This window comes from Kribbella sp. NPDC048837 (genome assembly GCF_055586945.1).
The window spans coordinates 1,195,514-1,220,482 of the sequence record NZ_JBVJHF010000002.1 but is presented as its reverse complement, the minus strand read 5'-3'; the positions used below and the strand labels follow the sequence as shown (position 1 = coordinate 1,220,482).

The 24,969-nt window shown below is 69.1% G+C and carries 20 protein-coding genes; 9 read left to right on the top strand and 11 right to left on the bottom strand.

Annotated features, from left to right (window positions below; all coding sequences use genetic code 11):
* Positions 1-2 precede the first annotated feature (2 nt).
* The 4 genes from ACZ6O0_RS13810 to ACZ6O0_RS13795 are packed head-to-tail and all read right to left on the bottom strand — an operon-like array spanning position 3 to position 4,643.
* Positions 3-1,466, bottom strand: coding sequence for a mannitol dehydrogenase family protein (locus ACZ6O0_RS13810; RefSeq protein ID WP_465765203.1), 1,464 nt, complete (start codon positions 1,464-1,466; stop codon positions 3-5).
* A complete protein-coding gene (locus ACZ6O0_RS13805) occupies positions 1,463-2,305 on the bottom strand; it encodes a carbohydrate ABC transporter permease (RefSeq protein ID WP_465765202.1) in 843 nt (280 codons plus the stop codon). The genes ACZ6O0_RS13810 and ACZ6O0_RS13805 overlap by 4 nt, the downstream gene beginning before the upstream one ends.
* Positions 2,302-3,267 (bottom strand): carbohydrate ABC transporter permease, encoded by a 966-nt coding sequence (locus ACZ6O0_RS13800; RefSeq protein ID WP_465765201.1) that lies wholly within the window; start codon positions 3,265-3,267, stop codon positions 2,302-2,304. The genes ACZ6O0_RS13805 and ACZ6O0_RS13800 overlap by 4 nt, the downstream gene beginning before the upstream one ends.
* Positions 3,268-3,278: 11 nt before the next feature.
* Positions 3,279-4,643 (bottom strand): ABC transporter substrate-binding protein, encoded by a 1,365-nt coding sequence (locus ACZ6O0_RS13795; RefSeq protein ID WP_465765200.1) that lies wholly within the window; start codon positions 4,641-4,643, stop codon positions 3,279-3,281.
* Between the two features lie 135 nt (positions 4,644-4,778).
* On the opposite strand from ACZ6O0_RS13795, the gene ACZ6O0_RS13790 reads away from it, so the two are divergent.
* The 4 genes from ACZ6O0_RS13790 (at position 4,779) to ACZ6O0_RS13775 (ending at position 7,939) form a co-directional block, all read left to right on the top strand.
* Complete coding sequence (locus ACZ6O0_RS13790; protein ID WP_465765199.1) at positions 4,779-5,738, top strand: sugar-binding transcriptional regulator; 960 nt, start codon at positions 4,779-4,781, stop codon at positions 5,736-5,738.
* Between the two features lie 6 nt (positions 5,739-5,744).
* Positions 5,745-6,539, top strand: coding sequence for a phosphotransferase (locus ACZ6O0_RS13785; protein WP_465765198.1), 795 nt, complete (start codon positions 5,745-5,747; stop codon positions 6,537-6,539).
* A 47-nt stretch (positions 6,540-6,586) separates the two neighbouring features.
* Complete coding sequence (locus ACZ6O0_RS13780) at positions 6,587-7,186, top strand: uridine kinase family protein (RefSeq protein WP_465765197.1); 600 nt, start codon at positions 6,587-6,589, stop codon at positions 7,184-7,186.
* An 87-nt stretch (positions 7,187-7,273) separates the two neighbouring features.
* Positions 7,274-7,939 (top strand): hypothetical protein, encoded by a 666-nt coding sequence (locus ACZ6O0_RS13775; RefSeq protein ID WP_465765196.1) that lies wholly within the window; start codon positions 7,274-7,276, stop codon positions 7,937-7,939.
* A gap of 1 nt (position 7,940) precedes the next feature.
* Here the strand turns inward: ACZ6O0_RS13775 and ACZ6O0_RS13770 are convergent, their stop codons facing one another.
* From ACZ6O0_RS13770 to ACZ6O0_RS13745, 6 genes are all read right to left on the bottom strand, one after another.
* Complete coding sequence (locus ACZ6O0_RS13770; RefSeq protein ID WP_465765195.1) at positions 7,941-9,218, bottom strand: thymidine phosphorylase; 1,278 nt, start codon at positions 9,216-9,218, stop codon at positions 7,941-7,943.
* Positions 9,215-9,628: a cytidine deaminase gene (locus ACZ6O0_RS13765; protein ID WP_465765194.1), complete on the bottom strand. Its 414-nt coding sequence runs from the start codon at positions 9,626-9,628 to the stop codon at positions 9,215-9,217. The genes ACZ6O0_RS13770 and ACZ6O0_RS13765 overlap by 4 nt, the downstream gene beginning before the upstream one ends.
* Complete coding sequence (locus tag ACZ6O0_RS13760) at positions 9,603-10,886, bottom strand: ABC transporter permease (RefSeq protein WP_465765193.1); 1,284 nt, start codon at positions 10,884-10,886, stop codon at positions 9,603-9,605. The genes ACZ6O0_RS13765 and ACZ6O0_RS13760 overlap by 26 nt, the downstream gene beginning before the upstream one ends.
* Complete coding sequence (locus ACZ6O0_RS13755; RefSeq protein WP_465765192.1) at positions 10,883-12,088, bottom strand: ABC transporter permease; 1,206 nt, start codon at positions 12,086-12,088, stop codon at positions 10,883-10,885. The genes ACZ6O0_RS13760 and ACZ6O0_RS13755 overlap by 4 nt, the downstream gene beginning before the upstream one ends.
* Entirely contained in the window at positions 12,089-13,639 is a 1,551-nt protein-coding gene (locus tag ACZ6O0_RS13750; protein WP_465765191.1) for an ABC transporter ATP-binding protein, read from the bottom strand.
* Positions 13,640-13,726: 87 nt separating this feature from the next.
* Positions 13,727-14,815 (bottom strand): BMP family lipoprotein, encoded by a 1,089-nt coding sequence (locus ACZ6O0_RS13745; protein ID WP_465765190.1) that lies wholly within the window; start codon positions 14,813-14,815, stop codon positions 13,727-13,729.
* Between the two features lie 299 nt (positions 14,816-15,114).
* Between ACZ6O0_RS13745 and ACZ6O0_RS13740 the strand changes: the two genes are divergently transcribed.
* Positions 15,115-16,296, top strand: coding sequence for an amidohydrolase (locus ACZ6O0_RS13740; protein ID WP_465765189.1), 1,182 nt, complete (start codon positions 15,115-15,117; stop codon positions 16,294-16,296).
* Here the strand turns inward: ACZ6O0_RS13740 and ACZ6O0_RS13735 are convergent, their stop codons facing one another.
* A complete protein-coding gene (locus tag ACZ6O0_RS13735) occupies positions 16,297-17,877 on the bottom strand; it encodes an acyl-CoA mutase large subunit family protein (RefSeq protein WP_465765188.1) in 1,581 nt (526 codons plus the stop codon).
* 166 nt (positions 17,878-18,043) lie between these two features.
* Between ACZ6O0_RS13735 and ACZ6O0_RS13730 the strand changes: the two genes are divergently transcribed.
* The 4 genes from ACZ6O0_RS13730 (at position 18,044) to ACZ6O0_RS13715 (ending at position 24,928) form a co-directional block, all read left to right on the top strand.
* A complete protein-coding gene (locus ACZ6O0_RS13730) occupies positions 18,044-19,411 on the top strand; it encodes a hypothetical protein (RefSeq protein ID WP_465765187.1) in 1,368 nt (455 codons plus the stop codon).
* A gap of 127 nt (positions 19,412-19,538) precedes the next feature.
* A complete protein-coding gene (locus tag ACZ6O0_RS13725) occupies positions 19,539-20,681 on the top strand; it encodes a glycosyltransferase family 4 protein (protein WP_465765186.1) in 1,143 nt (380 codons plus the stop codon).
* Positions 20,678-21,784: a glycosyltransferase gene (locus tag ACZ6O0_RS13720; RefSeq protein WP_465765185.1), complete on the top strand. Its 1,107-nt coding sequence runs from the start codon at positions 20,678-20,680 to the stop codon at positions 21,782-21,784. Before ACZ6O0_RS13725 ends, ACZ6O0_RS13720 begins: the two co-directional genes overlap by 4 nt.
* 108 nt (positions 21,785-21,892) lie before the next feature.
* Entirely contained in the window at positions 21,893-24,928 is a 3,036-nt protein-coding gene (locus ACZ6O0_RS13715) for a choice-of-anchor D domain-containing protein (protein WP_465765184.1), read from the top strand.
* The last annotated feature ends 41 nt before the right edge of the window (positions 24,929-24,969 follow it).

Genomic DNA, 24,969 nt, shown 5'->3' with positions numbered 1-24,969 from the left:
GACTAGAGGGCCTCGAGCGTGGCCCGGGCGCCGATCTCGTGGAGCGATTGCACAGCAGCCTTGTACTGGGTCACGAACTGCTCGTTCGAGGCCAGGTCACCGAACAGGTCCGGGTCCGCGATGAAGACCAGCGGGTCCGCGCGGTTGTGCTGGGCCCGCTCGACCAGCTTGTCGCGGAGCCGGTCCACCACCTCGATCGGCGCACCCTGCTCGTCGACGGCTTCGGCGTAGCGGGCCCAGGACGCGACCACGAGCACCGAGCGCTTGATCTCTCGCCCGGCCGCCAACTGCTCGCGGACCACCGGCAGCAGCCACTTCGGGATCCGGTCCGAGCTCTCCGCGCACAGCCGGGCCAGCGTGTCCCGGACCTCCGGGTTCGCGAACCGCTCGATCAGCTGGTGCTTGTAGCGACCCAGATCGACTCCCGGCACCGGCGGCAGGGTCGGTGCACCTTCGTCGTCCATGTAGCCGAGCAGGAAGTCGACGAACAGCTTGTCCTGGCACACCTCGTGCGCGTACCGGTAGCCGGCCAGGTAGCCGAGGTAGCAGAGCGCCTGGTGGCTCGCGTTCAGCAGCCGCAGCTTCATCAGCTCGTACGGCTCGACGTCGTCGACGATCTGTACGCCGACCTCCTCGTACGGCGGCCGGTCGCCACCGAAGTCGTCCTCGAGCACCCACTGCGTGAACGGCTCGCACACCACCGGCCAGCCGTCCTCGATCCCGAACCGCTCGGCCAGCGCTTCCCGGTCGGCGTCCGTGGTCACCGGCGTGATCCGGTCGACCATGCAGTTCGGGAACCGCACCTCCGCGGCGATCCAGGACGCCACCGACGGATCCTTCAGCTGGGCGAAGGAGACCAGCATCTTCCGCGCGACGTGCCCGTTGCCCGGGATGTTGTCGCAGGACATCACCGTGAACGGCGGTACGCCGGCCGCCCGCCGCCGGGCCAGCGCCTCGACGATGAACCCGAAGACACTGACCGGCACCGCACCCGGCTCCAGATCGGCGGACAGCCCGGGATCGGAGGTGTCGAGCTCACCCGTCACCTGGTTGACGTTGTACCCGCCCTCGGTGATCGTCAGGGACACGATCCGCGTGGCCGGGTCGACGAGCCGGTCCAGCACGGCGGCCGGGTCGTCCGGCGCGAACAGGTAGCCGACGATCGACCCGATCACGCGCGGCTCGAGGGTCCCGTCCGGGTACTTGATCACCAGCGTGTACAGGTGGTCCTGGGCGGAGAGGACGTCGGACATCTTCCGGTCGTGCGGGAGCACGCCGACGCCGACGATGCCCCGGTCGAGCGCCTTGCCGTCGTTCATCAACTGGTCGAGATACATCGCCTGGTGGGCGCGGTGGAACCCGCCGACCCCGAAGTGCACGATCCCGGGGCGTACCGCCGTACGGTCGTACGACGGAACCCCGATCTCGTTGCCCAGGGCATCAAGGCTGGCCGCGGACAACTTCACTTGACCGCCCCCAGCGACAGGCCCTGGACGAGCTTGTCCTGTGCGGCGAACCCGGCGATCAGCACCGGCAACGACACCACGATGGAGGCGGCACAGACTTTGGCGAGGAACAATCCTTGGCTGGTCACGAACCCAGTCAAGAACACCGGCGCCGTCTGCGCCACCGTGCCGGTCAGCACCCGGGCGAACAGCAGCTCGTTCCAGCTGAAGATGAAGCAGATCAACGCGGCCGCCGCGATCCCCGGCGTGACGATGGGTGCCACCACGGAGCGGAGCGTGCGGGACAGACTCGCCCCGTCGACCGATGCGGCCTCGAGGATCTCCACCGGCACCTCGGACAGGAAGCTGCGCAGCATCCAGACCGCGATCGGCAGGTTCATCGACATGTAGAGGATGATCAGCAGCCAGATGTTGTCCAGGAAGTTCACCGACTGCGCGAAGAGGTAGATCGGCAGCAGGCCGGCCACCACCGGCAGCATCTTGGTGGACAGGAAGAAGAACAGCACGTCCGTCCACTTCTTCACCGGCCGGATCGACAGCGCGTACGCCGCCGGGAACGCGAGCAGGATGACGAACGCGGTGGACAGGATGCTCGCGGTCAGCGAGTTCGCGATCGCCGGCCACGGTCCGGTGTCGAAGAACGCCCGGTAGCCGTCCAGTGTCAGCGGCGCGGCGAGGTCCGGTGGGTTCTTGGCCGCGTCCTCCTCGGAGTGGAAGGAGGTCAGCAGCATCCACAGCACCGGCAGGATGAACAGCAGACCGACGATCCACGCCAGCGCGGACAACGCCATGCCGCCACGGTTCTTCCGCCCCGTCACGATCGTGACTTGACCGCTCATCGTCCGGTCTCCTCTCGGAACAAGGTGGACACCGACCGCAGGGCGAACGTCGCGATCAGGATCGTGCCGATCACCACGATCACGCCCGCGGCCGAGGCCCGGCCGTAGTCGTGCGCGGTGTAGAAGGTCTGGTAGATCGTGTACGGCAGGTTGGCCGTGCCGAGGCCGCCGGAGGTGATGGTGAAGACGGCGTCGAAGTTCTGGACGACGTAGATCGAGCCGAGCAGCGCGGACAGCTCCAGGTACTGCCTCAGGTGCGGGAGCGTCATGTAGCGGAAGATCTCCCACTGGTTCGCGCCGTCGATCCCGGCCGCCTCGATCACGTCCAGCGGGCGGCTCTGCAGACCGGCCAGCAGGATCAGCATCATGAACGGCGTCCACTGCCAGACCAGCGCGAAGATGATCGACCACAACGGCTGGTTGCTGATCCAGTCCGGCTGCGGCGCGTTCGCACCGAAGATCCACTTCAGCACGCCGTTGAACAAGCCGTACGTCGGGTTGTAGAGCGCGTGCTTCCACAACAGCGCGGCAGCGACCGGGACCACGAGGAACGGCGTGATCATCATCGTCCGGACCGCACCCCGGCCACGGAACTTCCGGTCCAGCAGCAACGCGATCAGCAGCCCGAGCACCAGGCTGATCAGCACGACGCCCGCGGTCAGCAGGATCGTCACCCAGATCGCGTGCCGGGTGTTCGAGTCGGTGATCACCCGGCGGAAGTTGTCGATCCCGGCGAACCCGCGCTCGTCGGGGTAGTACGCGTTCCAGTCCATGAACGACACGATGATCGTGACCACGAACGGCAACTGGGTGACGATGATCATGAACACCAGCGCGGGCATCAGCGGCGCCCGGCGGGCCCAGTCGCCGGCCTTGCGCATCATCGTGCCTTCGGAGCCGGACGGTGGAGCGTTCCGGCGCCCTACCTGCGTCGCGGTGCCGGTCTTCTCGTCGACAGACATGACTCCACCCCTCACTTGGCCTGTCGCGAGCGGTAGCGCTCGGCGACGTCGTCGGCGAGCTCCTGCCCGCGTTTCAGTGCCTTGTCGACGCTCATCCGCCCGGCGATCGCCGAACTCACGTCCTGGCTGACCTGCGTCCCGAGGTCCGGGAACTCCGGGATGTCGACGAACTGGATGCCCGGAGCCGGCCGCGGCTGCACGCCCGGGTTGTTCGGATCGGCGTTCTCGATCGCCTGCTTGGTCGGCTCCGCGAACGCGGACGCCTCCTTCAGGTACTCCGCGTTCTCGTACGTCGACGCCCGCTTGCCGGCCGGGACCCGGGACCACCCGAGCTGCCGGCCGACGAGCTCCTCGTAGTCCTTGCCGGATGCCCAGGAGATGAACTTCCAGGCGTTGTCCTTCTTCTTCGACGCCTCCTGGATGCCCCAGGCCCAGGCGTACAGCCAGCCGGAGCTGTCGGTCTTGACCACCGGCGCCGGGGCGTAGCCCATCTTTCCCTTCACCGGCGAGTTCGGCGCCTCGAGGGATCCGGCCGCGGAGGTGGCGTCGTACCACATCGCCACGTTGCTCTGGATGGTGTTGTTCAGGCATTCGGTGAACCCGGCCTGCGGTGCGCCCGCCTCGCCGTGGGAACGGACCAGGTCGACGTAGAAGTTGGTCGCCTCGGTGAACTCCGGCGCGTTCACCCGCGCCTGCCAGTCCTTGGTGAACCACGTGCCGCCGAAGGTGTTCACGACGGTCGTGAGCGGCGCGAACAGCTGGCCCCAGCCGGGCTGGCCGCGCAGGCAGATGCCGCGCATCCCCGGCTGCGCGTTGTCCACCTCGGCCGCGATGTCCGCGACCTCCTGCCAGGTGGGCTTGGCCGGCATCGTGACGCCCTTCGACGCCAGCACGTCCTTGCGGTACATCAGGAACGACGACTCGCCGTAGAACGGTTCGCCGTAGATCTTGCCGTCGTCGGAGCTCATCGACTGCGTCATCGGCTTGAGGATGTCGTCCTGGTCGAACGACGGGTCCTTGGCGATGTAGTCCGACAGCGGCGCGATCCACTTGCTCTTGGCATAGATCGGGATCTCGAAGTTGCTCACCGTCGCGACGTCGTACTGACCGGCCTGGCTGGAGAACTCCTGGCTGATCTTGTCCCGGACGTCGTTCTCCGGCAGCACGGTGAAGTTCACCCTGATGCCGGTCTGCTTGGTGAAGTTGTCCGCGGTGAGTTTCTGCAGGTCGACCATCTGCGGGTTGTTCACCATCAGCACGTTGATGCTGTCGGATCCACCGCCACCCGCGCCGCCTCCCCAGCCCGCGCAGCCACTGACCGCACTCACCAGGAAGGCGACTCCGACCGCTCCGATGCGTTTGCGCCTGTTCAGCACGAGCCGCTCCCTCGCTCCTCGCTCATTTGAGCACACCTCCGCTCACACAATGAGTGAACCGGGAAGGCCCTTGACCTGTCAAGAGTCTGTGCAACACTTGGGGCCAGGTGTGCTCATATGAGCGGGGAGGGTCTGATGGAGCCTGGCACGGGAACGTTCGGGCCGGCGCAGCTGGTGCTGACGGCGTCGATCGCGCGGCGGTACTACGTCGACGGGCGGTCGAAGGTGGAGATCGCCGACGAGTTCCAGCTGAGCCGGTTCAAGGTCGCGCGGTTGCTCGACCAGGCCCGCAGCAGCGGACTGGTGCGGATCGAGATCAGTCACCCCGGGTCCATCGACCTCGACCTGTCCGCGCGGCTGCAGGAGTCGCTCGGGCTGCGCCGGGCGATCGTGGTCGACACCCCCGAGGTGGACGAGGCCGCGCTGCGCACCCAGCTCGGCAAGGCGGCCGCGGACCTGCTGTCGGAGATCGTCACGCCCGAGGACGTCCTCGGGCTCGCCTGGGCCCGCGCGGTCACCGCGATGACCGAGCAGCTGACCTCGCTCGCCCCGGTTCCGGTCGTCCAGCTCACCGGTGCACTCACCCGTCCCGACGTCGAGGCGAACTCGGTGGAACTCGTCCGGCACACGGCCCGCCTGTCCGGCGGACCGGCCTACCTGTTCTACGCGCCGCTCGTCGTACCGGACGCGGCCACCGCCCGCGCGCTGCGGCAGCAGCCGGAGGTGGCGGCGGCGATCGGCCACTTCGACTCGGTCACGAAGGCCGTGGTCGGGCTCGGGTCGTGGGCGGCCGGACAGTCCACGCTGTACGACGCGATGGACGAGAAGGCCTGTGATCAGCTCGAGAAGCGCGGCGTCGTCGCGGATATCTCCGGGGTCTTCGTGGACGCGGCCGGCGAGCCGGTGCAGAGCCGGGTGACCGATCGGGTGATCGCGATCAACGCCGAGCAGATGGACAAGATCGACGAGGTGATCGCGATTCCGTACGGCCTGGCCAAGGTCGGCGCGGTCCGGGCGGCGGTCCGCAGCGGCCTGGTGAACGGGATCGTTACCCACTCACCCCTGGCGAAGGCGCTCCTCGACGAGACACACTGACCGGCGATGCCCTCCGAGGTCGAGACCCTGCTGCTCGGCGGTACCGCGAACCGCGGGTTGGTCGTGCGGGTCGGCGATACCGTCCGCCGGCCGTTGCGCGCCAGCAGCACCGCCACGCACGCGCTGCTCCTGCACCTGGAGCAGGCCGGGTTCGATGGCGCGCCGAGGCTGCTGGGCATCGACTCGCAGGGGCGCGAGGTGCTGTCGTACCTGGCCGGTGAGACGGTCACCGCGCCGTACCCGGCCTGGTCGATGACGGACGAGGCGCTCGACAGCGTCGCCGTACTGCTGCGCTCGTACCACGACGCGGTCGCGGACTTCACGCCGTCCGGGCTGGAGTGGGCCGAGCCCGTGCCATCGGCGTACGTGACCGGGCTGATCAGCCACAACGACCCGAACCTCGACAACGTCGTGTTCCGGGACGGCGTCGCGGTCGCGCTGATCGACTTCGACCTGGCCGGCCCGGGATCGGTGCTGTGGGACATCGCCACCGCCGTCCGGCTCTGGGCTCCGCTGCGCCCGGACCCCGACATCGCCGACGTACGTCGTGGTCGCACACTCAGCCGCCTCCGCCGCTTCGCCGACGCCTACGGCCTGACCGAGCCGGACCGCCTCCGCCTGGTCGACGCCGCCGCCGACAACCACATCTGGTGCATGGACTACGTCCGCCGCGGCGCCGAAACCGGCCACCCGTGGTTCCACCAACGCTGGACCACCGGCGAAGCAGAACTCACCGACCGGACCAACCACTGGTTCACGACCCACGCCGACGCCCTCCGGCAGGCCCTCCTCGCACCCTGACGACCCGGGCTTGGGTGGAAGCGGTGGGGATGACGGAGAATGCTCGGGTGCGTTCACGGGTGGTGTTGCTGGCGGGGCCGTCGGGGGCCGGGAAGTCGCGGCTGGCCGAGCTGGTGGGGCTGCCGGTGGTGCGGCTGGACGACTTCTACCGCGACGGCGACGACGACGCGATGCCGCGATCGCCGCTCGGGATCGTGGACTGGGACGACCCGCGCTCGTGGGACGGCGACCGGGCCGTGGCGGCGCTCGAGCAGTTGTGTACGACGGGTTCCGCCGAACTGCCGATCTACGACATCGCCGCCGACGGCACGGTCGGTCACCGGCCGGTCACCACCGACGACTCCCCGCTGATCGTTGCCGAAGGCATCTTCGCCGACCAGATCACCGGCGCGCTCCGGGACCGGGGCCTGCTCGCCGCCGCGATCTGCGTGCGGCACCACCGCCTGGTCACGTTCGTCCGGCGGTTCCAGCGCGACCTGCGGGAGCGGCGCAAACCCCCGCTGACGCTGCTCCGTCGCGGCTTGCTCCTGCTCCGCGACGATCCGCAGGTGGTTCGCCGCTGCGTCGAGGCCGGCTGCGAACCCCTGCACCCCAAGGCCGCCCGCCGCCGCATAGAGACCCTTCTCACGCAGGCCAGATCTGGTTAGTTAGCTTGGTGTTAACTTTTCTCTGATGGCATCTGGTCCGGAGCCATCTGTGGCTCTCGGGGGCGAGTGGCCGGACGGAGAAGAACCGTGAAGCGGACTGCGCCAGGCGTCGCCGCTGTAATCAGCCTGCTGTTGCTCGGCGCGAGCGCCTGCGGGAACGACACCGGCGCCTCGGCCGGCACCCTGCAGGCCCCCGCCGCGAAGAAGTCCGCGCTGGCGGGCCCCGCCGACAAGACCTTGCCGAAGGGCTCGTTGGCCGGCCTGGCTGTGCTTCCCCGCGGCTACATCGCCGACACGCAGGACTCCACCGGACCGTTCACCGCGACCGCCTTCCTGAACAGCTGGTCCGCCGAGCCCGCGACCGACCGGGCGTTGCTGCTCAACGCGAGCTTCGTCGAGGGCTACCGGGCGACCCGGCTCAGCCCGGACCGGAAGAAGCGCTTCACACTCCAGCTGTTCAAGGCCGGCTCCGTGGCCAAGGCGAAGACCCTGCAGCAGGGCTTCTGGAGCCAGGACACCCACGAGCGGTCGTTCGGCGTGCCGGGCGCCCTCAGCGACGCCCAGGTCCAGTACGACGGCGGCGCGGGTCAGAACGTCGCCATCGCCGAGGTCAGCTTCGTCGTCGGGGCCCTGGTCGCCGAGCTCAGCGTCCGCGAGACCGGTGCCCTCGGCACCAACCTCGAGCCCGACACCGGTCTGCTCACCGGCCTGGCCAAGCAGCAGCGAGCCCGCCTCACCGCCACTTCCAGCTGAGTCAGGCCGTGATGCGGTCGATCACCAGCGGCCCGGGCTCGTAGGACGTCGAGACGCCCACAGCGTCAGTCAGGGCCTCGAGCGCGCGTTCGATCCGCGACGGGTCGTCGGTGTGCAGGGTGAGCAGCGGCGCGCCCTCCTGCACCTGGTCGCCCGGCTTGGCGTGCAGCTCCACACCCGCGACCGCTGACACCGGGTCCTCCTTACGCGCCCGGCCGGCACCCAGCCGCCACGCGGCCACACCCACGGCCAGGGCGTCCAGTTTCGACAGCACCCCGGAGGCCCGAGCCGGTACGACGTGTTGCTCGGGAGCGACCGGGAGCTCGGCGGACGGGTCACCGCCCTGGGCAGCGATCATCGTCCGCCAGACGTCCATCGCCGTACCGTCGCGAAGCTTCTCGGCCGGGTCCACTCCGGTGACGCCCGCCACGGCGAGCATCTCGGTGGCCAGGGCAACGGTCAGCTCGACCACGTCGGCGGGACCACCGCCGGCCAGGACCTCGACGGACTCACGGACCTCCAGCGCGTTCCCGGCGGTCAGGCCGAGCGGGACGGACATGTCGGTGAGCAGGGCCACCGTCTTCACCCCGGCGTCGGTGCCCAGGGCAACCATGGTCTCGGCGAGCTCGCGCGCGTCGGCCAGGTCCTTCATGAACGCGCCCGTACCGACCTTCACGTCGAGCACCAGCGCGCCGGTACCCTCGGCGATCTTCTTGCTCATGATCGAGCTGGCGATCAGCGGGACCGCCTCGACCGTGCCGGTCACATCCCGGAGCGCGTAGAGCTTCTTGTCGGCCGGCGCGAGCCCGTCGCCGGCCGCGCAGATCACCGCTCCGACGTCCTCCAGCTGACGCATCAGCTCGTCGTTCGAGAGCGCCGCGCGCCACCCCGGGATCGACTCCAGCTTGTCCAGCGTGCCGCCGGTGTGACCGAGACCCCGACCCGACAGCTGCGGTACGGCGACCCCGCACGCGGCCACCAAAGGGGCCAACGGCAACGTGATCTTGTCGCCGACACCGCCGGTCGAGTGCTTGTCGGCCGTCGGTCGGGACAGCTTGCCGAAGTTCATCCGCTCGCCGGACGCGATCATCGCCGCGGTCCAGCGGGCGATCTCGCGCCGGTTCATCCCGTTCAGCAGGATCGCCATCGCCAGCGCCGACATCTGCTCGTCGGCGACGTCGCCCTTGGTGTACGCGTCGATGACCCAGTCGATCTGGCCGTCGCTCAACTCGCCCTGGTCCCGCTTGGTACGGATCACGTCGACGGCGTCGAAGCTCACTTGTCCTCCAGAAACTCGGGCCCGAACGCGTCAGGCAACAGCTCGCGCAGCGGCCGGCCGCCGGTCGGGGTCTCGATCAGCAGTCCCGGCCCGCCGTTCTCGTGCAACAGTTGCCGGCACCGCCCGCACGGGGTCAGCAAGTGCTCGTGGTGATCGACGCAGGTGAACGCGACCAGCCGTCCCCCACCGGTCCGGTGCAGGTCCGACACCAGGCCACACTCGGCGCACAGCGTGAGCCCGTAGGACGCGTTCTCCACGTTGCACCCGGCAACGATCCGCCCGTCGTCGACCAGCGCCGCCGCGCCCACGGCGTACCCGGAGTACGGCGCGTAGGCGCGGCGCATCATGTCGACGGCCACCGCGCGCAGCGCCGGCCAGTCGACCTCACTCGGTGACGTAGGGCTCACCATCGGCCTTCGGGGCTCTGACCCGTCCGACGAGGCCGGCGACCGCGATGATCGTGGCCAGGTACGGCGCCATCAGCAGGAGCTCGCCCGGGATCGGGGTCTGGATGATCTGCAGCTGGGACTGCAACTGGGTGGCGAAACCGAAGAACAGCGCGGCGACCATCGCGCCGATCGGGTGCCAGCGGCCCATGATCAGTGCGGCCAGCGCGATGAACCCGTTGCCGGCGGTCATCTCCTTGCTGAAGGACCCGGCGTACCCGACCGTGAAGAAGGCGCCGCCGAGGCCGGCCAGGACGCCGCCCCACAGGACCGCTGAGTACCGGACCCGCTTGACCCTGATACCGACCGTGTCGGCCGCTTTCGGGTGCTCGCCGACCGCGCGGACCCGCAGGCCCCACCGGGTCTGGAACAGGACGAACGTGACGACCGCGACCGCGATATAGGTCAGGTAGACCAGCACCGTCTGGCGGAACAGGATCGGCCCGATGAACGGGATGTCGCCCAGCAGCGGGATCTTCACCGCCGACAGCACGGTCGGCGTGTTCAGCCTCTCCGCGTCGCTCTGCAGGAACTGGTCGAACAGGAAGCCGGTGATGCCGGTCGCGAAGACCACCAGCACGACACCGAGGACGACCTGGTTGACCAGGTACTTGATCGAGAACACCGCGAGCAGCGCCGCCATCAGGACCCCGGTGACCGCGGCCGCGATCAGCGCCGCCGTCGCGCTCCCGGTCGTACTGGCGACCACCGCCGCGGTGAACGCGCCGACCAGGAACTGGCCCTCGATCGCGATGTTGATGACACCGGCGCGCTCGCACAGCACGCCGGAGAGCGCGCCGAGGATCAGCGGGGTGGCGAAGTTCAGCGTGCCCTGGAACTGGTTGGCCAGCGGGAAGGTCTTGCCCGCGGCCGCCCAGCACAGGAACGAGCCGATGAAGCAGATCCCGAGCAGGGCGGCCAGGTAGCCGGAGTACGACTGCGGGACCCGGCGCAGCAGATACGCCCCCGCGGCGATCACGCCGAAGATGCCGAGCACCAGCGCGGTGAACTGCGCGGGGACGCCGAGCAGGTTGTTCTGCAGGTCGCCGGAGACCAGCTGGAACGTCGCCTTGCCGCCGTTGGTGAAGATCGCCAGGCCGAGGCCGATCAGGGCGAACACCAGCATCACACCGCCGACCCGCAACCGGCGGGTCCGGTCGGCCGGAGCCTCGATCGCGGCCGGCGCCGGCACACGAACAGTGTCGGCAGTCGTCTCGCTCATCCGTTCCAGCCTTTCGCGAGGACGGGACCTGTTCCACGTTCCTTCGGCAGGAACCGGAAGATCGAACGCACCAGTGCCGGAGCCGCGACGAACAGCACGATCAGCGCCTGCAGGACGGTGGTCAGCGTCAACGGCGTCTGGGTGATCAGCTGCATCTGCAGACCGCCCGCGTTCAGCGCGCCGAACAGCAGACCGGCCAGCACCGTGCCGAGCGGCGTCCCGCGGCCGAGCAGCGCGACCGTGATCGCGTCGAACCCGACCGAGGCGGCCACGCCGTCGGTCAGTGGAAGGTCGGTTCCGAGCACCTGCTGGGTGCCGGCCAGGCCGGCGAGCGCACCGGCCACGACCATCGCGATGATGTACGCGCGGCCGACCGACATGCCCGCGGTCCGCGAGGCATCGGCGTTCGCACCGACGGCGCGCAGTTCGAAGCCGATCGTGGACCGGTTCAGCAGCCACCAGACGAAGACCGCGGCGAGCAGCGAGAGGATGAACCCCCCGTGCAGCCGGGTGTCGCCGAACTGCGGGTACTGCGCGTTCGCGTCGACGACCGGCGAGATCGGGTCGGTCCGCCCGGGCCGCCGGAAGGCCGTGGTCGTGAGCAACCACGACAGCAGGTAGATGGCGACGTAGTTGAGCATGATCGTGACGATCACCTCGTGCGCGCCGGTCCGGGCCTTGAGCAGTCCGACCACACCGCCCCAGACCGCACCACCGATCAGGCCGGCGAGGATCGCGACCAGCAGGTGGAGCACCGGCGGCAGGTGCCAGGCGAACCCGACGTACGCGGCCAGGATGGCGCCCATGATCAGCTGGCCCTGGGCACCGATGTTGAACAGGCCGGTGCGGAACGCGAGCGATACGGCCAGGCCGCCGCAGATCAGTGGGGTTGCCTGGGTCAACGATTCGGTGATCGCGGTGACCGAGCCGAACGCGCCGAGGGCGAGCGCCTTGTAGGCCTCACCGACGGCACTCGCCGCGGCGGAGATGGTGTCCATCGGCGCGGCGCCGAAGTACCCCATGGCGGCCTTCACCTGCTCGTCGCTGACGATGATCAGGATCGCGCCGACCACCAGGGCCAGCACGATCGCGCTCAGCGAGACCAGGCCCTGGACCGCCCACGACGGCAGGCCGGAGCCCCGCGGTTCCTTGGCCGGGGCGGGCGCGGCCGGCGCCGGCTCGACCGGAGTTTCTGTGCTCATCTAGATGGTTCCCAACGTGGTCGGGTTCTCGATCGCGACATCGTGCGCCTCGGACCTGGAGGCGCCGGCCATCATCAGGCCCAGTTCGTCGCGCGGGGTGTCTGCCGGGACGACGCCGACGACCTTGCCGCGGTACATCACCGCGACCCGGTCGGTCAGGGCCGCGATCTCGTCCAGCTCGGTGGACACGATCAGGACCGCGGTGCCGTTGTCGCGCTCCTCGACGATCCGGCTGTGCAGGAACTCGATCGAGCCGACGTCGACACCGCGGGTCGGCTGCGAGGCGACCAGCAGCTTCAGCGGCCGGGACAGCTCGCGGGCCAGCACCACCTTCTGCTGGTTGCCGCCGGACAGCGACGACACCGGCAGGTCGATGCCCTGGGTGCGGATGTCGAACTCCTCCACCCGGGCGGTCGCGTTCTTGTCGATCTCGTCGGTCCGCAGCGCCAGCCCGGTGCCGAACGGTGCCTTCCGGAACAGGTCGAGGACCAGGTTCTCGGCGACCGTGAACGAGCCGACGAAGCCGTCGTGGGCGCGGTCCTCCGGGACGTACCCGATGCCGGCGTCCAGCCGGTGCCGCGTCGACGTCCCGGTCAGGTCGTTGCCGTCGAGCGAGATCTTGCCGGCCGCGATCGGCGTCAGCCCGAGCAGCGCCTCGGCGAGCTCGGTCTGGCCGTTGCCCTGGACACCGGCCACCGCGAGGATCTCGCCGGCCCGGACCTCGAGGTCGACGTTGTCGACGGCGGTGAACCCACGCTCGTCGATCACGGTCAGGCCTTCGACCCGCAGGACGACGTCCTTCGGCTCGGCCGGCGTCTTGTCGACGACCAGGTCGACCGCGCGGCCGACCATCAGCTCGGCGAGCTCCTCCTCGCTGGCGGTGGGCTCGGCGTCGCCGACCACCTTGCCGCGGCGGATCACGGTGATCTTGTCCGCGATCGCCTTGACCTCTTTGAGCTTGTGGGTGATGAAGACGATCGACGTGCCGTTCTCCTTGAGCTGGCGCATCACGCCGATCAGCTCGTCGATCTCGGCCGGGGTGAGCACCGCGGTCGGCTCGTCCAGGATCAGCACACTGGCGTCGTTGGTGAGCGCCTTGATGATCTCCACCCGCTGCTGCACGCCGACCGGGATGTCCTCCACCAGCGCCTCGGGGTCGACCTCGAAGCCGTACCGGTCGGACAGCTCGGTGACCAGGGCGTGCGCCTTCTTGCGGTCCAGCACGCCGCCGGGGTGGACGTTCTCCCGGCCGAGCATGATGTTCTCGGCGACGGTGAACACCGGGACCAGCATGAAGTGCTGGTGGACCATGCCGATGCCGTGCTTGATCGCGTCGCTCGGCGAGGTGATCTGCACCTTCTCGCCGTCGATCACGATCTCGCCCGAGTCGGGCTGCAGCAGCCCGTAGAGCATGTTCATCAACGTGCTCTTGCCGGCCCCGTTCTCACCGAGCAGGCAGTGGATCTCACCCGGCTCGATCACCAGGTCGATGTGGTCGTTGGCGACCAGCGAGCCGAAGCTCTTGGTCAGGCCGGACAGCTCGAGATGCATGCGGACAGCCTTCCCTCTCAGACGGAGAGCCAGGAAGGCGCGACCTGTAGGTCTGCCTTCCTGGCTCGCACCGTACTACGCGATGTGTCAGGACGCCGTCGGCTGTGCCTTCGACTGGACGGTGATCTTGCCGCTGATGATGTCGGCCTTGATCTGGTCCAGCTCCTTCTTGGTGTCGGCCGAGACCTTGCTGTCGAAGTCGTGGAACGGGGCGAGCGACGTACCGCCGTTCTCCAGCGTGCCGGTGAACTGGGTGTTGTCGAACTTGTTGTCGACGACCGAGATGATCGCGTCCTTGACCGCGACGTCCATGCCCTTCTGCACGCTCGACATCAGCACCGAGCAGTACTCAGCCGCGCTCACGCAGCCGTCGGTGTCGACCCAGATCGCGTTGACCTTGCCGTTGCTGGCCTTCGCCGCCTGCAGGCCGCCCAGACCGGCCGGGCCGGCCACCGGGAAGATGACGTCGGCGCCCTGGGTGATCAGGTTCTGCGCGTTGGTCTGGCCCTTGGCCTTGTCCTCGAAGTCGTTGGTGAACAGACCGGTCTGCTTGGCGTCGTCCCAGCCGAGCACCTGGACGTTCTTGCCCTTCTGCGTGTTGTAGTACTTCACGCCCTCGGCGAAGCCGTCCATGAAGATGGTCACCGTCGGGATCTTGATGCCGCCGAAGGTGCCGACCTTGCCGGTCTGGCTCATCGCCGCGGCCAGGTAACCGGCCTGGAAGCTGGACTGCGCCGTGTTGAAGAGCAGCGGCTTCAGGTTCGGGATCTCGCCGACCTTCTTGGTATCCGGAGCCGAGTCGACGATCGCGAACTTGATGTCCGGGTTGGCCTTGGCCGCCTTCTCGGTGGCGTCCTCGAGTTTGAAGCCGACGGCCACGATGACGTTGCACTTGGCGTTGACCATCGCGGTCATGTTGGTCGGATAGTCGTTGTCGGACTTCGACTCCGCCTTGACCTCGGTCAGGCCCTTCTCCTTGACGGCGTCCTGCAGCCCCTTGTACGAGGTCTGGTTGAACGACTTGTCGTCGAAGCCTCCGGAGTCGGAGACCATGCAGGCCTTGAAGTCCTTGTTGGCGCTGCCGCCTGCGTTGTCCTCGGTCGGCTTGCTGCCACAGGCGGCGACGGCGAGCGTCAGTACGCCCACGATCGCCGTTCCCCGCACGTACTTCTTCACCGGACGTCTCCTTCGTCGACCAGATGTCTTCTGCCCGGCACGCCTACCCCCACGTGCCGCATCCGCAGACTATAGGGCGCGGTCCGTCATTCTTTGAACGTCAAGAGGGCCTCGATACCGGAAAGTGACCGGCACTTTCGTCACATTTCGACAACTCCTCCGGTCTGGTCACACCCTGCACCGCGGGGATCACTGTCAGCACTCTCCGTGGTTTCACTTACCGTCCGTGATCATCACGCTGAGTCACCATCGGGAGTGTGCCGGAACCGGCGGTGGTTGCGGGATGAAACAATCGCGGGATGAGTCATCAGTTGCTGGTCGCGGACGTCCTGGCCCGGGTCGAGGAGGTCCGCGAGGAGACGGTCGAGGTACGGCGCGACCTGCACGCGCACCCGGAGCTCGGCTGGCACGAGGTCCGTACGACGGAAGTCGTCGAGCGGAGACTGGTCGAGGCCGGGCTGTCGCCGCGGGTGCTGCCGACCGGGACCGGGCTCATCTGTGACATCGGCTCCGGCGACACCTGCGTCGCACTGCGGGCCGACATCGACGCGCTGCCGGTGCCGGACGCGGTCGAGGCGCCGTGGCGGTCGACCATCGACGGAGTCGCGCACGCGTGCGGTCACGACGTACACACGTCTGCCCTGCTCGGCGCGGGTCTCGTGCTGGCCGGGATGGCGCGCGACGGGCAGCTGGACCGCCGGGTGCGGCTGATCTTCCAGCCGGCCGAGGAGGTGATGCCGGGCGGAGCCCTCGGCGTCATCGCGGCCGGCGGACTCGACGGGGTCCGCCGTATTTATGGGCTGCACTGCGACCCGCGCCTGCAGGTCGGCCAGATCGGCCTGCGCACCGGCGCCCTGACCGCGGCCGCCGACCGGATCCTGGTCCGGCTGACCGGGCCCGGCGGTCATACGTCCCGCCCGCACCTGACCGGCGACCTGGTCTACGCGCTCGCGACCCTGGTCACCGAGCTCCCGGCCGCACTCTCCCGGCGTGTCGACCCGCGCGCCGGCATGTCCCTCGTCTGGGGCCGCATCACGTCCGGCTCGGCCGCCAACGCGATCCCCGCCCGCGGCGAGGCCGAAGGCACCCTCCGCTGCCTCGACGCCAACGTCTGGCGCTTCGCCGCCGAGCTCATCCCCACCCTGGCGTCCCAGCTCGTCGCGCCGTACGGCCTCGAGGTCGACACCGAGGTCACCCACGGCGTCCCCCCGGTGATGAACGACGCCACGGCGATCGACGTCCTCCACAACGCCGTCCACCAGACCCTCGGCGCCGGCGCCATCGCCCCCACCGACCAGTCCCTCGGTGGCGAGGACTTCGCCTGGTACCTCGAACACGTCCCCGGCGCCATGGCCCGCCTGGGCGTCCGCCCACCCACCCTCGAAACCGCCGCCGACCTCCACACCCCCGGCTTCGACCCCTCCGAAGAATCCATCTCCCTCGGCACCACAGTCCTCACCTCGACCGCCCTCCTGGACTGATCAGAAGGTGTCGGCGGGGACGTAGACGCCCCAGACTTCGCGGAGGGTGTCGCTGACTTCGCCTACGGTGGCTTGGGCTTTGAGGGCCTGTTTCATGGGGTAGAGGCAGTTGTCGGTGCCTTCGGCAGCCTTCTTCAGGGCGGCCAGGGCCTCGTCGACGGCGGACTGGTCCCGGGTGGCTCGGAGGGTGGCCAGGCGGTCCACCTGCTGGGCTTCGATGGCGGGGTCCACGCGGAGGGGTTCGTACGGCTCTTCGGCGGAGATCTTGAACTTGTTCATACCGACGACTACCCGCTCGGCCGAGTCGATCTCTTGGGCGATGCGGTAGGCGGAGCGCTCGATCTCCTGTTTCTGGAAGCCCTTCTCGATGGCGGCGACGGCGCCGCCGTACTCCTCGACCTGGTTCATGAGTTCGACGGTGGCCGACTCGACCTCGTCGGTGAGGGACTCGACCACGTACGAGCCGGCGAAGGGATCGACCGTCGCGGTCACGTCGGTCTCGTAGGCGAGGACCTGTTGGGTGCGGAGGGCGAGGCGGGCGGCCTTCTCGGTGGGGAGCGCGATCGCCTCGTCGTAGGAGTTCGTGTGCAGCGACTGCGTGCCACCCAGGACGGCGGCCAGGCCCTGGATCGCGACCCGGACGAGGTTGACCTCGGGCTGCTGCGCGGTGAGCTGGACGCCGGCCGTCTGGGTGTGGAACCGCAGCATCAGCGACTTCGGATTCTTGGCACCGAACTCATCCCGCATCACCCGCGCCCAGATCCGCCGTGCCGCCCGGAACTTGGCAACCTCCTCGAGCAACGTCGTCCGGGCGACGAAGAAGAACGACAGCCGCGGCGCGAACTCGTCCACGTCCAGCCCGGACGCGACCGCGGCCCGGACGTACTCGATGCCGTTCGCCAGCGTGAACGCGATCTCCTGCGCGGGCGTCGCCCCGGCCTCGGCCATGTGGTAGCCGGAGATCGAGATCGTGTTCCAGCGCGGCAGCTCCGCCTGGCAGTACGCGAAGATGTCGCTGATCAGCCGCAGCGACTCCTTCGGCGGATAGATGTACGTGCCGCGGGCGATGTACTCCTTGAGTACGTCGTTCTGGATCGTGCCGGTGAGCTTGTCACCGGAGACCCCCTGCTCCTCCGCGACCAGTTGGTACAGCAGGAGCAGCACCGAGCCCGGCGCGTTGATCGTCATCGAGGTGGACACCTGGTCCAGCGGGATCTTGTCGAACAGCACCCGCATGTCGTCGATCGAGTCGATCGCCACCCCGACCTTGCCGACCTCGCCGTGCGCGATCGGGGCGTCGGAGTCGTAGCCCATCTGGGTGGGCAGGTCGAACGCGACCGACAGGCCCATGGTGCCGTGGTCGATCAGCTGGTGGTACCGCTGGTTCGACTCCGCGGCCGTCCCGAACCCGGCGTACTGGCGCATGGTCCAGGGCCGCTGGGTGTACATCGTCGGGTACACGCCGCGGGTGAACGGGAACTTCCCCGGCTCACCCAGCTTCTCGTCCGGCGAGAACCCGTCCAGTGCCTCGGCCCCGTACACCGGCGCGAACTCGAACCCCGACTCGCTGCGATGACTCATCCTCCCACCGTAGGCCGAACCACACCCCCACTGGTATGCACCAGCCCACGCGGCGACTGTGTGCTCCAGCACAACCCGGAAACGGCTTTGCGGGCGTGGTGGGATTCCTTCTAGCCTGGGGCCGCTTCGGGGGAAGAGGTTTCCGCCTACGAACTCGGAGTTCTTGATGCGCGCGCGTGGACTGGCCCTCGGGGGCCTGGCTCTGATCATCTCGGCGTCGGTCGGCGTAGTGGTCGCCGCACCGAGCTCGGCCGACGAGCCGGTGCTGGAGAAGAGTGTCGGCACCCAGTTGCCGGTGCAGGACCTCCGCGCCATGGAGCTCGACGAAGCGCGTGGCCGGCTGTACATCGCCCAGGGCGCCGGCAGCACCCTCCCGCTCGTGGTCACCGACCTGGACGGCGTGCTGCAGACGAAGCTGACGGGGGTGACCGGCGCCTCCGATGTGGTTCTCAGCCACGACCACCAGCAGCTCCTGGTGACCCAGGACTACGACCGCGTGACCGCGCTGGACGCCGACACATTGGTGCCTTCGGCAACGTACGACGCTCCCAAGGGCGCCTGCGTCTACAGTGCCGAACCGGCCGGGGACAAGATCGTCGCCGCCTTCCTGGACTGTGGTCTCGGCACGTCCGGCCTGCTGATCTGGTCCGCGCCGGGGACCGCCGCGACGGTGTACACCGACGGCCCGAATTACCACCCGATCATCGCCGGCGCGGCGAACGGGCTGCTCGTCGCCGGCGACACCGGGTACTCACCGGTCACGACGTACGTCATCGACGTCTCGGGCGCCACGCCGACCATCGTCAGCCGGCGCGACAACACCGGCTCGAACCTGATCGACTACGCCATCAGCCCGGACGGCACCGAGGTCGTCGAGACCGTCGGCAACCCGTACGAGCACCACTCGTACAAGCTCCCCGACCTGTCCGACGCCACGGTGTACCCGAGCGGCGTCTACCCGGCCGACGCTTCCTGGTCCGGCGACAGCTCGACGGTCGCCGTCGGCCGCTCCAGCACCGGCTCCAACGACGCTGACGTGCTGTTCTACGCCAAGGGCAACACGACCCCGACGTACGCCGTCGACTTCCGCCGCAGCGACGAACTCTGGCAGGGCACCCTGCTGCTCAACTCCACCGGCACCCGGGCCTGGGCGGTCACGTACGACGACACCTATCAGAACGTCCAGCTCCTGCACTCCTTCGGCCCGGCCCACCCGCCGAAGGCGCCGGTCACCGACCTCCACGTCACGGCACGCGCCGGCTCCGGCAAGGCCAAGTCCACCGCGTACGTCACGGTGACCTGGACCTCGCCGTACTCGCGTCCCGGAAGCTCCACCAACCAGCAGTTCCTGCAGGTCTACGCCACGCCGGCCGGCTCGACCGCCCGCGCCATCGGCAACCCCGAGATGACCTCGGCGGGCACTTTCACGGCCACCTACGCCCTCCCGCGCGGAACCACCACGTTCACCGCGCACTACAAGGACTTCGAGAACTGGTACCCGGAGGCAACCGTCACCACGACGCTCACCCGCTGACCGCGCTGTTCACGGGGCCCTCACCGAACACCTCCGGACGGCTACCTGAAGGACACTTGACGTCCCCGGAGCCGTCGACAGGGCATCGACGCGGCGTCACGAAGGTGTCGCCGAGGGTTCACGCGCGGTGGGGAACCTTCGAGATGTGCGCATCGTGATGGTGGCTGAGACCTTCCTGCCGCAGATCAATGGCGTGGCGAACACGGCTCGCCACGTCGCCGATCGGCTGCGTGCTCGCGGGCACGAGCTGCTGATCATTGCCCCCGGCCCCGGCCCGGACAGTTACGGCGACGTCGCGGTGATCCGCGCCCGCAGCTTCCGGACGCCCGGCTACAAGGAGTTCCCGGTCGGCCTGCCCGATCCCTCGATCGAGCGGGCGATGGCCGACTTCGAGCCGGACCTGGTGCACGTCGCCTCGCCGTTCATCATCGGCGCCTACGGGCTGCGCGCCGCGCGCCGGCTCGGGCTGCCCACGGTGGCGATCTTCCAGACCGACATCGCCGGGTTCGCCCGCCAGTACCCCTGGTTCGCCGCCGCGGACCGCGGGATCTGGCGGTGGGTACGGCGTACGCACTCGCGGGCCGATCGCACGCTCGCACCGTCGACCGCGTCCGTGGAGGCCCTCGTCCAGGGCGGCGTACCCCGGGTTCACCTGTGGGGGCGCGGCGTGAACCTCGATCTGTTCGATCCCCAGCACCGCAACGAGAGCTGGCGCCGGGAGATCTCTCCGGACGGCAAGCCGATCGTCGGGTACGTCGGCCGCCTGGCCGCGGAGAAGAAGGTCCGCCGGCTCGCCGATCTGACCGACCTGGGCTGCCGGATCGTCATCGTCGGTGACGGGCCGGACCGCGCGTCGCTGGAGCACACGTTGCCGGAAGCAACCTTTCTGGGGATGCGCCGGGGCGCCGACCTGGCCTCGATCTTCGCCGGCCTGGATGTCTTCGTTCACACCGGGGAACACGAGACCTTCTGCCAGACGATCCAGGAGGCGCAGGCCTCCGGTGTCGCGACCGTCGGCCCGGCCGCGGGCGGCCCGCTCGACCTGATCCACCCGGGCGAGAACGGTCTGCTGTTCGAGCCGGGGCAACCCGGATCGCTGCGGCAGGCGGTCAAGACCCTGCTCGATCACCCGACGGCCCGGGCCCGGATGGCCGCCGGCGGCCTGGCCCGTGTGCAGTCCCGAACCTGGCCGGCGGTGGTCGACGACCTGGTCGACCGGCACTACGCCGAGGTCCTGCGCGAGGCAGCGGCCGTCCGGCGGGTCGCATGACCCAGCTGCGGATCGCTCAGCTGGCGAACTTCGTCGGGCCCACGTCGGGTGGGATGCGGACCGCGATCGAGCATGTCGGTCAGGGGTACGTCGAAGCCGGCGCGGAGCGGATCGTGATCACGCCGGGCGAACGGGACGTGGTGATCGAGACCGAGTTCGGCACGGTGGTCCGGATGAAGGCCCCGAAGGTCGGCGGCGGGTACCGGCTGATCACCGATCCCTGGAAGGTGATCGAGACCCTCGAGCGCTTCCGGCCCACGACCGTGGAGATCTCGGACAAGTCGACGTTGTTGCCGGTGGCCCGCTGGGCGCGCCGGAACGACATCGGCTCGATCCTCTTCAGCCACGAACGCCTCGACGCGATGCTGTCGCTGCGCACCGGCCGCCAGCTCGGCGTCGCGGCCGGAGTAGGAGCGCTCTACAAACTTCTCAGCCGGACGTACGACGCCGTCGTGGTGACGTCTCGCTACGCGGCGGCCGAGTTCGACGAGGTGACCACGCCGCTGGTCCGGATCCCGCTCGGCGTCGACCTGGACACGTTCCACCCGTCGCTCGCCGAGCCGGTGGACGACGGCGTACTCAAGCTGGTGCACGCCGGCCGCTTGTCGCGCGAGAAGAGCCCGCACCTCGCGGTCGCCACCGCCGCCGAGCTGTACCGCCGGGGTGTGAACCTGCGGATGGACGTGTACGGCACCGGCCCGCACCTCGACGAACTCCTCGAGATCGCCGGCTCCGCGCCGGTGACCTTCCACGGGTACGTCGACGGCCGCCGCACGCTGGCCACCCACCTGGCCGAGGCCGACATCGCCCTGTCCGTGTGTCCAGGCGAGACCTTCGGCCTCGCCGTACTGGAAGCCCTGGCCGCAGGCACTCCGGTCGTCACCGCGAACACCGGCGGCGCCCGCGAACTCGTCGACGAAACCTGCGGCCGCTGGGCCCCGGCCAACCCGGGCGCCCTGGCGAACGCCGTACTCGCCCTCGCCCAGCTCCCCGGCCGCAGAGCCGCGGCCCGTCGCCGGGCCGAGCTCTACGACTGGGACTCCTGCATCCGCCACCTGCTCGCCCTCCACACCCGCCTCGCCGAGGGCCGCCTCGCGGCGTGATTGCACAAAGCTGCAACAGACTTGCGGTCTGGTCCGTTTCCCGATAGTTCTTTGCCTTTCGCCGGTGCGGTCTCGGGGTGCGCCGGAGTCCCCTGCCCTGGAGATTCAATGCGCCGCGCCCGCAAACCCGCCCTGTTCCGTGCTGCCCTGGCCGCCGCCCTCGCGGCCATCACGATCCCCTTCATCGCCCACGCCGCCTTCGGCGAGGAAGCAGTCACGACCCCCACCGCCCAGGTCTTCCCGACCCGTCAGGGCATCGGCGTCACCTGGGACCCGGTCGACGCGTCCGCCTATCGCGTGGAACGCAAACAAGCTGCCGACTGGCAGGACATCAGCGGCACCCTGACCTCGTCGACGACCACCTGGATCGACGAGACGATCCCCGCCGGCACGACGGCCGACTACCGCGTCGTCGCCACCACCGACTCCGACCCGGTCACCAGCCCCGAGGTCGAAGCCACGCGCGTCGCCGAGGCACCGGCGGTCGGCGACATCGACGTACTGGCCCTCGACGCCAACCGCGGCGGATCCACCACCTGGCTGGAGAACGAGATCGGGAGCCCGGTCACGGCCTCCGCGCCCACCGACGGATCCCGGATGCTGACAGCCGGTTCGCTGAAGGTGACGATGCCGGCCTTCGTCGCCGGTCCCGGGTACTACGACCTGCGGTCCCAGACCGCGGTGACGCTCACCCAAGGCGAACGCAGCTGCACTTCCGCCGCCACGCTCCGCGTCACGGCCGTCACCTACACACCGGACCGGCAACTCGAGACCTTCGCCGCCTCACTGGCCGCCGGAACGTGCGAGGGCGCCGTCGCGGTCGCGTGGTACGAGATCCGCTACCACAGCGCGCTCGGGTACCAGGCGCTGTCCGTCACGCCGGAGCGGTACGACTTCGGCAAGGTCAGGTACGGCGAGGCCGCGAGGGCGGCGTTCACCATCAAGAACACAGGCATCGATCCGGTCCAGATCTCCGGTTTCTCGGTCGCCAAGGCAGGGGTGACCTGGCGAATGGATCCAGAAGCCCCGGACGACTGCGCGCAGTCGTTGCCGCCCGCGGCGACGTGCACAGCGACTGTGCGGTACATGCCCGGGGTGACCGGCCCGGACTCGACCACCATGACCGTCTTCGACTCCACCTCCTTGGGCCAGCACAGCGTGACACTGAGTGGTTACGGAATCAATGTCGCCCAGGCGCAGAACGTGACCGTGCGGTCGACGTACAACGGCAACACGGTCGGATGGCGGTCGTTGCAGACCGCAGGTGGTACGGCGGTCCGCGGCTACAACCTGCACCGCTACCTGAACGGCGCCGAGACCGTCGAGTGGTTCCCCGAGAAGACGACGCCGGGTGACTTCGCCGTCGCCGAGCCCAGCACGAAGCCCGGCATCGAGTACGCCGTCTCGGTCGTCAACGAGGTCGGTGAGGGACCGGTCAGTGCGCACCTGACCGTCCCGCGGGCAACCGACCAGATCGCGGTCACGCAGGGCGAGCCCGGCAGCCGGGAGCTCGTCGCCGCGGACCAGTTCGGAAACGTCGTGCCGTTCCCGGCGGATCCGGACTCGGTCACACCGAAGGAAGCCGTCACCAGCTCTCCGGACGGGCGATCGCTCGCCTACGTGACGAACACCACCGAGCGGACCCTGTGGACGCAGAAGGTCGCCCCGGGCGAGCTCGGCGCACCGGTGAAGATCTGGAGCTCCGCCGCAGCGATCTCCCACCTGTCCTGGTCGCCGGACGGCACCCGCATCGCGTTTCAGGCGCCCGAGAACGCCACCCCCTGCGTGTATGTGATCGCGGCCACCGGTGGCACGCCGCTGAAGGTCGACTGCCGGCTGTCCAGCCCGAGCTGGATGCCGGACGCCCGCACGTTGGTGGTGTCCGACCACCGCGTCACGCCGGGCCAGCTCGCGACGATCGAGGCTACGGCCGGTGGCAGCCGGACCGCCACGCTGCCGGGTCAGGCCGACGTGGCGGACGGCCGGCCGGTTCGAGCCTCGGCCAACGGGCGGTACATCGCCTTCGGCGACGGCTCGACGGTACGACTGGCCGGGACGGATCGGGTGAGTCCGTCGCTCGACTCGGAGGTGCGTGCGATCACCTGGTTCGGCAACGCCTGGATCCTGGCGCTGACCGCCGGCGGCCGCGTCTACCAGCTCGGTATGGATCTCGGCGGCGACCTGTACGTGTTCAACGAGTTGGCCAAGGGGACGACCACGAATCGGGCCGACCTCGCCTGGCAGGTGCTCGGGGTGACGATCAAGCCGACACCGGCGGTGATGGGACCGGACATCTCGATCCCGTTCGACGGTTCGGCCTTCCCGGCAGGCACCAGGTTCGTGTGCGAGGTGAAGGGATCGTTCAGGCCGCCCGAGACCTGCACCTCGCCGTTCACGGCGCCCGAACTGCGGTCCGGGAACTACCAGGTCAGCGTCAGGGCGTCCACACCGGATGGATCGGGCCTCACGGCGTACCGGGACATCACCGTCGACGCGGACGGTCCGGTGGCGCGGATGGTGGGGCCGGCGTACCAGTCCTCGGTGGCCGCGACGGCGACCTTGACGGTGTCGGCCACGGATGCCAACGGGGTTGCGTCGTACGACGTGCAGTACCGCCGGGCCACGTCCGCCGGGCCGTACAGCGCCTACGTGCAGCCGTGGACGAAGACGACCGCGACGTCGATGACCCTCGCGGTCGCGGCCGGGTACGAGTACTGCGCTTCGGTCCGGGCGAGGGACAAGCTCGGGAACGTCGGCCAGTGGAGTGCGGAGCGGTGCTTCTCGCGCCCGTTGGACGACCGGTCGTTGACGTTGGCAACGACCGGCTGGGCGCGGGGCACGTCGTCGAAGTTCTACTTCGGGACCGATACGCAGACCACGGCGTCCGGTAAGGCGCTCACGCGGACCGTGCAGGGCAAGCGGTTCTTCCTGATCGCGACGCGCTGCCCGACCTGTGGCTCGGTCGCGGTGTACGCCGGCAACAGGTACCTCACCACCGTCAACCTCGCCTATCCGACGACGCACTACCAGGTCGTCCTCGGGCTGCCGGTGCAGAGCACGCTGTTCAGCGGGACGCTGACCTTCCGGACAGTCTCCAGCGGCAAGATCGTCCAGATCGACGGGCTCGCGGTCGGCCGCACCTGAGACCCGGTGCCGGACGCCCGGTGGGGCGTCCGGCAGCACCC

What these genes read in the sequence shown, in the direction of transcription:
- ACZ6O0_RS13805 (WP_465765202.1), bottom strand. Translation starts at nt 2,305, where the DNA reads ATGAGCGGTCAAGTCACGATCGTGACGGGGCGGAAGAACCGTGGCGGC.
- ACZ6O0_RS13800 (WP_465765201.1), bottom strand. Translation starts at nt 3,267, where the DNA reads ATGTCTGTCGACGAGAAGACCGGCACCGCGACGCAGGTAGGGCGCCGG.
- ACZ6O0_RS13790 (WP_465765199.1), top strand. Translation starts at nt 4,779, where the DNA reads ATGGAGCCTGGCACGGGAACGTTCGGGCCGGCGCAGCTGGTGCTGACG.
- ACZ6O0_RS13785 (WP_465765198.1), top strand. Translation starts at nt 5,745, where the DNA reads ATGCCCTCCGAGGTCGAGACCCTGCTGCTCGGCGGTACCGCGAACCGC.
- ACZ6O0_RS13765 (WP_465765194.1), bottom strand. Translation starts at nt 9,628, where the DNA reads ATGGTGAGCCCTACGTCACCGAGTGAGGTCGACTGGCCGGCGCTGCGC.
- ACZ6O0_RS13760 (WP_465765193.1), bottom strand. Translation starts at nt 10,886, where the DNA reads ATGAGCGAGACGACTGCCGACACTGTTCGTGTGCCGGCGCCGGCCGCG.
- ACZ6O0_RS13755 (WP_465765192.1), bottom strand. Translation starts at nt 12,088, where the DNA reads ATGAGCACAGAAACTCCGGTCGAGCCGGCGCCGGCCGCGCCCGCCCCG.
- ACZ6O0_RS13750 (WP_465765191.1), bottom strand. Translation starts at nt 13,639, where the DNA reads ATGCATCTCGAGCTGTCCGGCCTGACCAAGAGCTTCGGCTCGCTGGTC.
- ACZ6O0_RS13740 (WP_465765189.1), top strand. Translation starts at nt 15,115, where the DNA reads ATGAGTCATCAGTTGCTGGTCGCGGACGTCCTGGCCCGGGTCGAGGAG.
- ACZ6O0_RS13735 (WP_465765188.1), bottom strand. Translation starts at nt 17,877, where the DNA reads ATGAGTCATCGCAGCGAGTCGGGGTTCGAGTTCGCGCCGGTGTACGGG.
- ACZ6O0_RS13730 (WP_465765187.1), top strand. Translation starts at nt 18,044, where the DNA reads ATGCGCGCGCGTGGACTGGCCCTCGGGGGCCTGGCTCTGATCATCTCG.
- ACZ6O0_RS13720 (WP_465765185.1), top strand. Translation starts at nt 20,678, where the DNA reads ATGACCCAGCTGCGGATCGCTCAGCTGGCGAACTTCGTCGGGCCCACG.
- ACZ6O0_RS13715 (WP_465765184.1), top strand. Translation starts at nt 21,893, where the DNA reads ATGCGCCGCGCCCGCAAACCCGCCCTGTTCCGTGCTGCCCTGGCCGCC.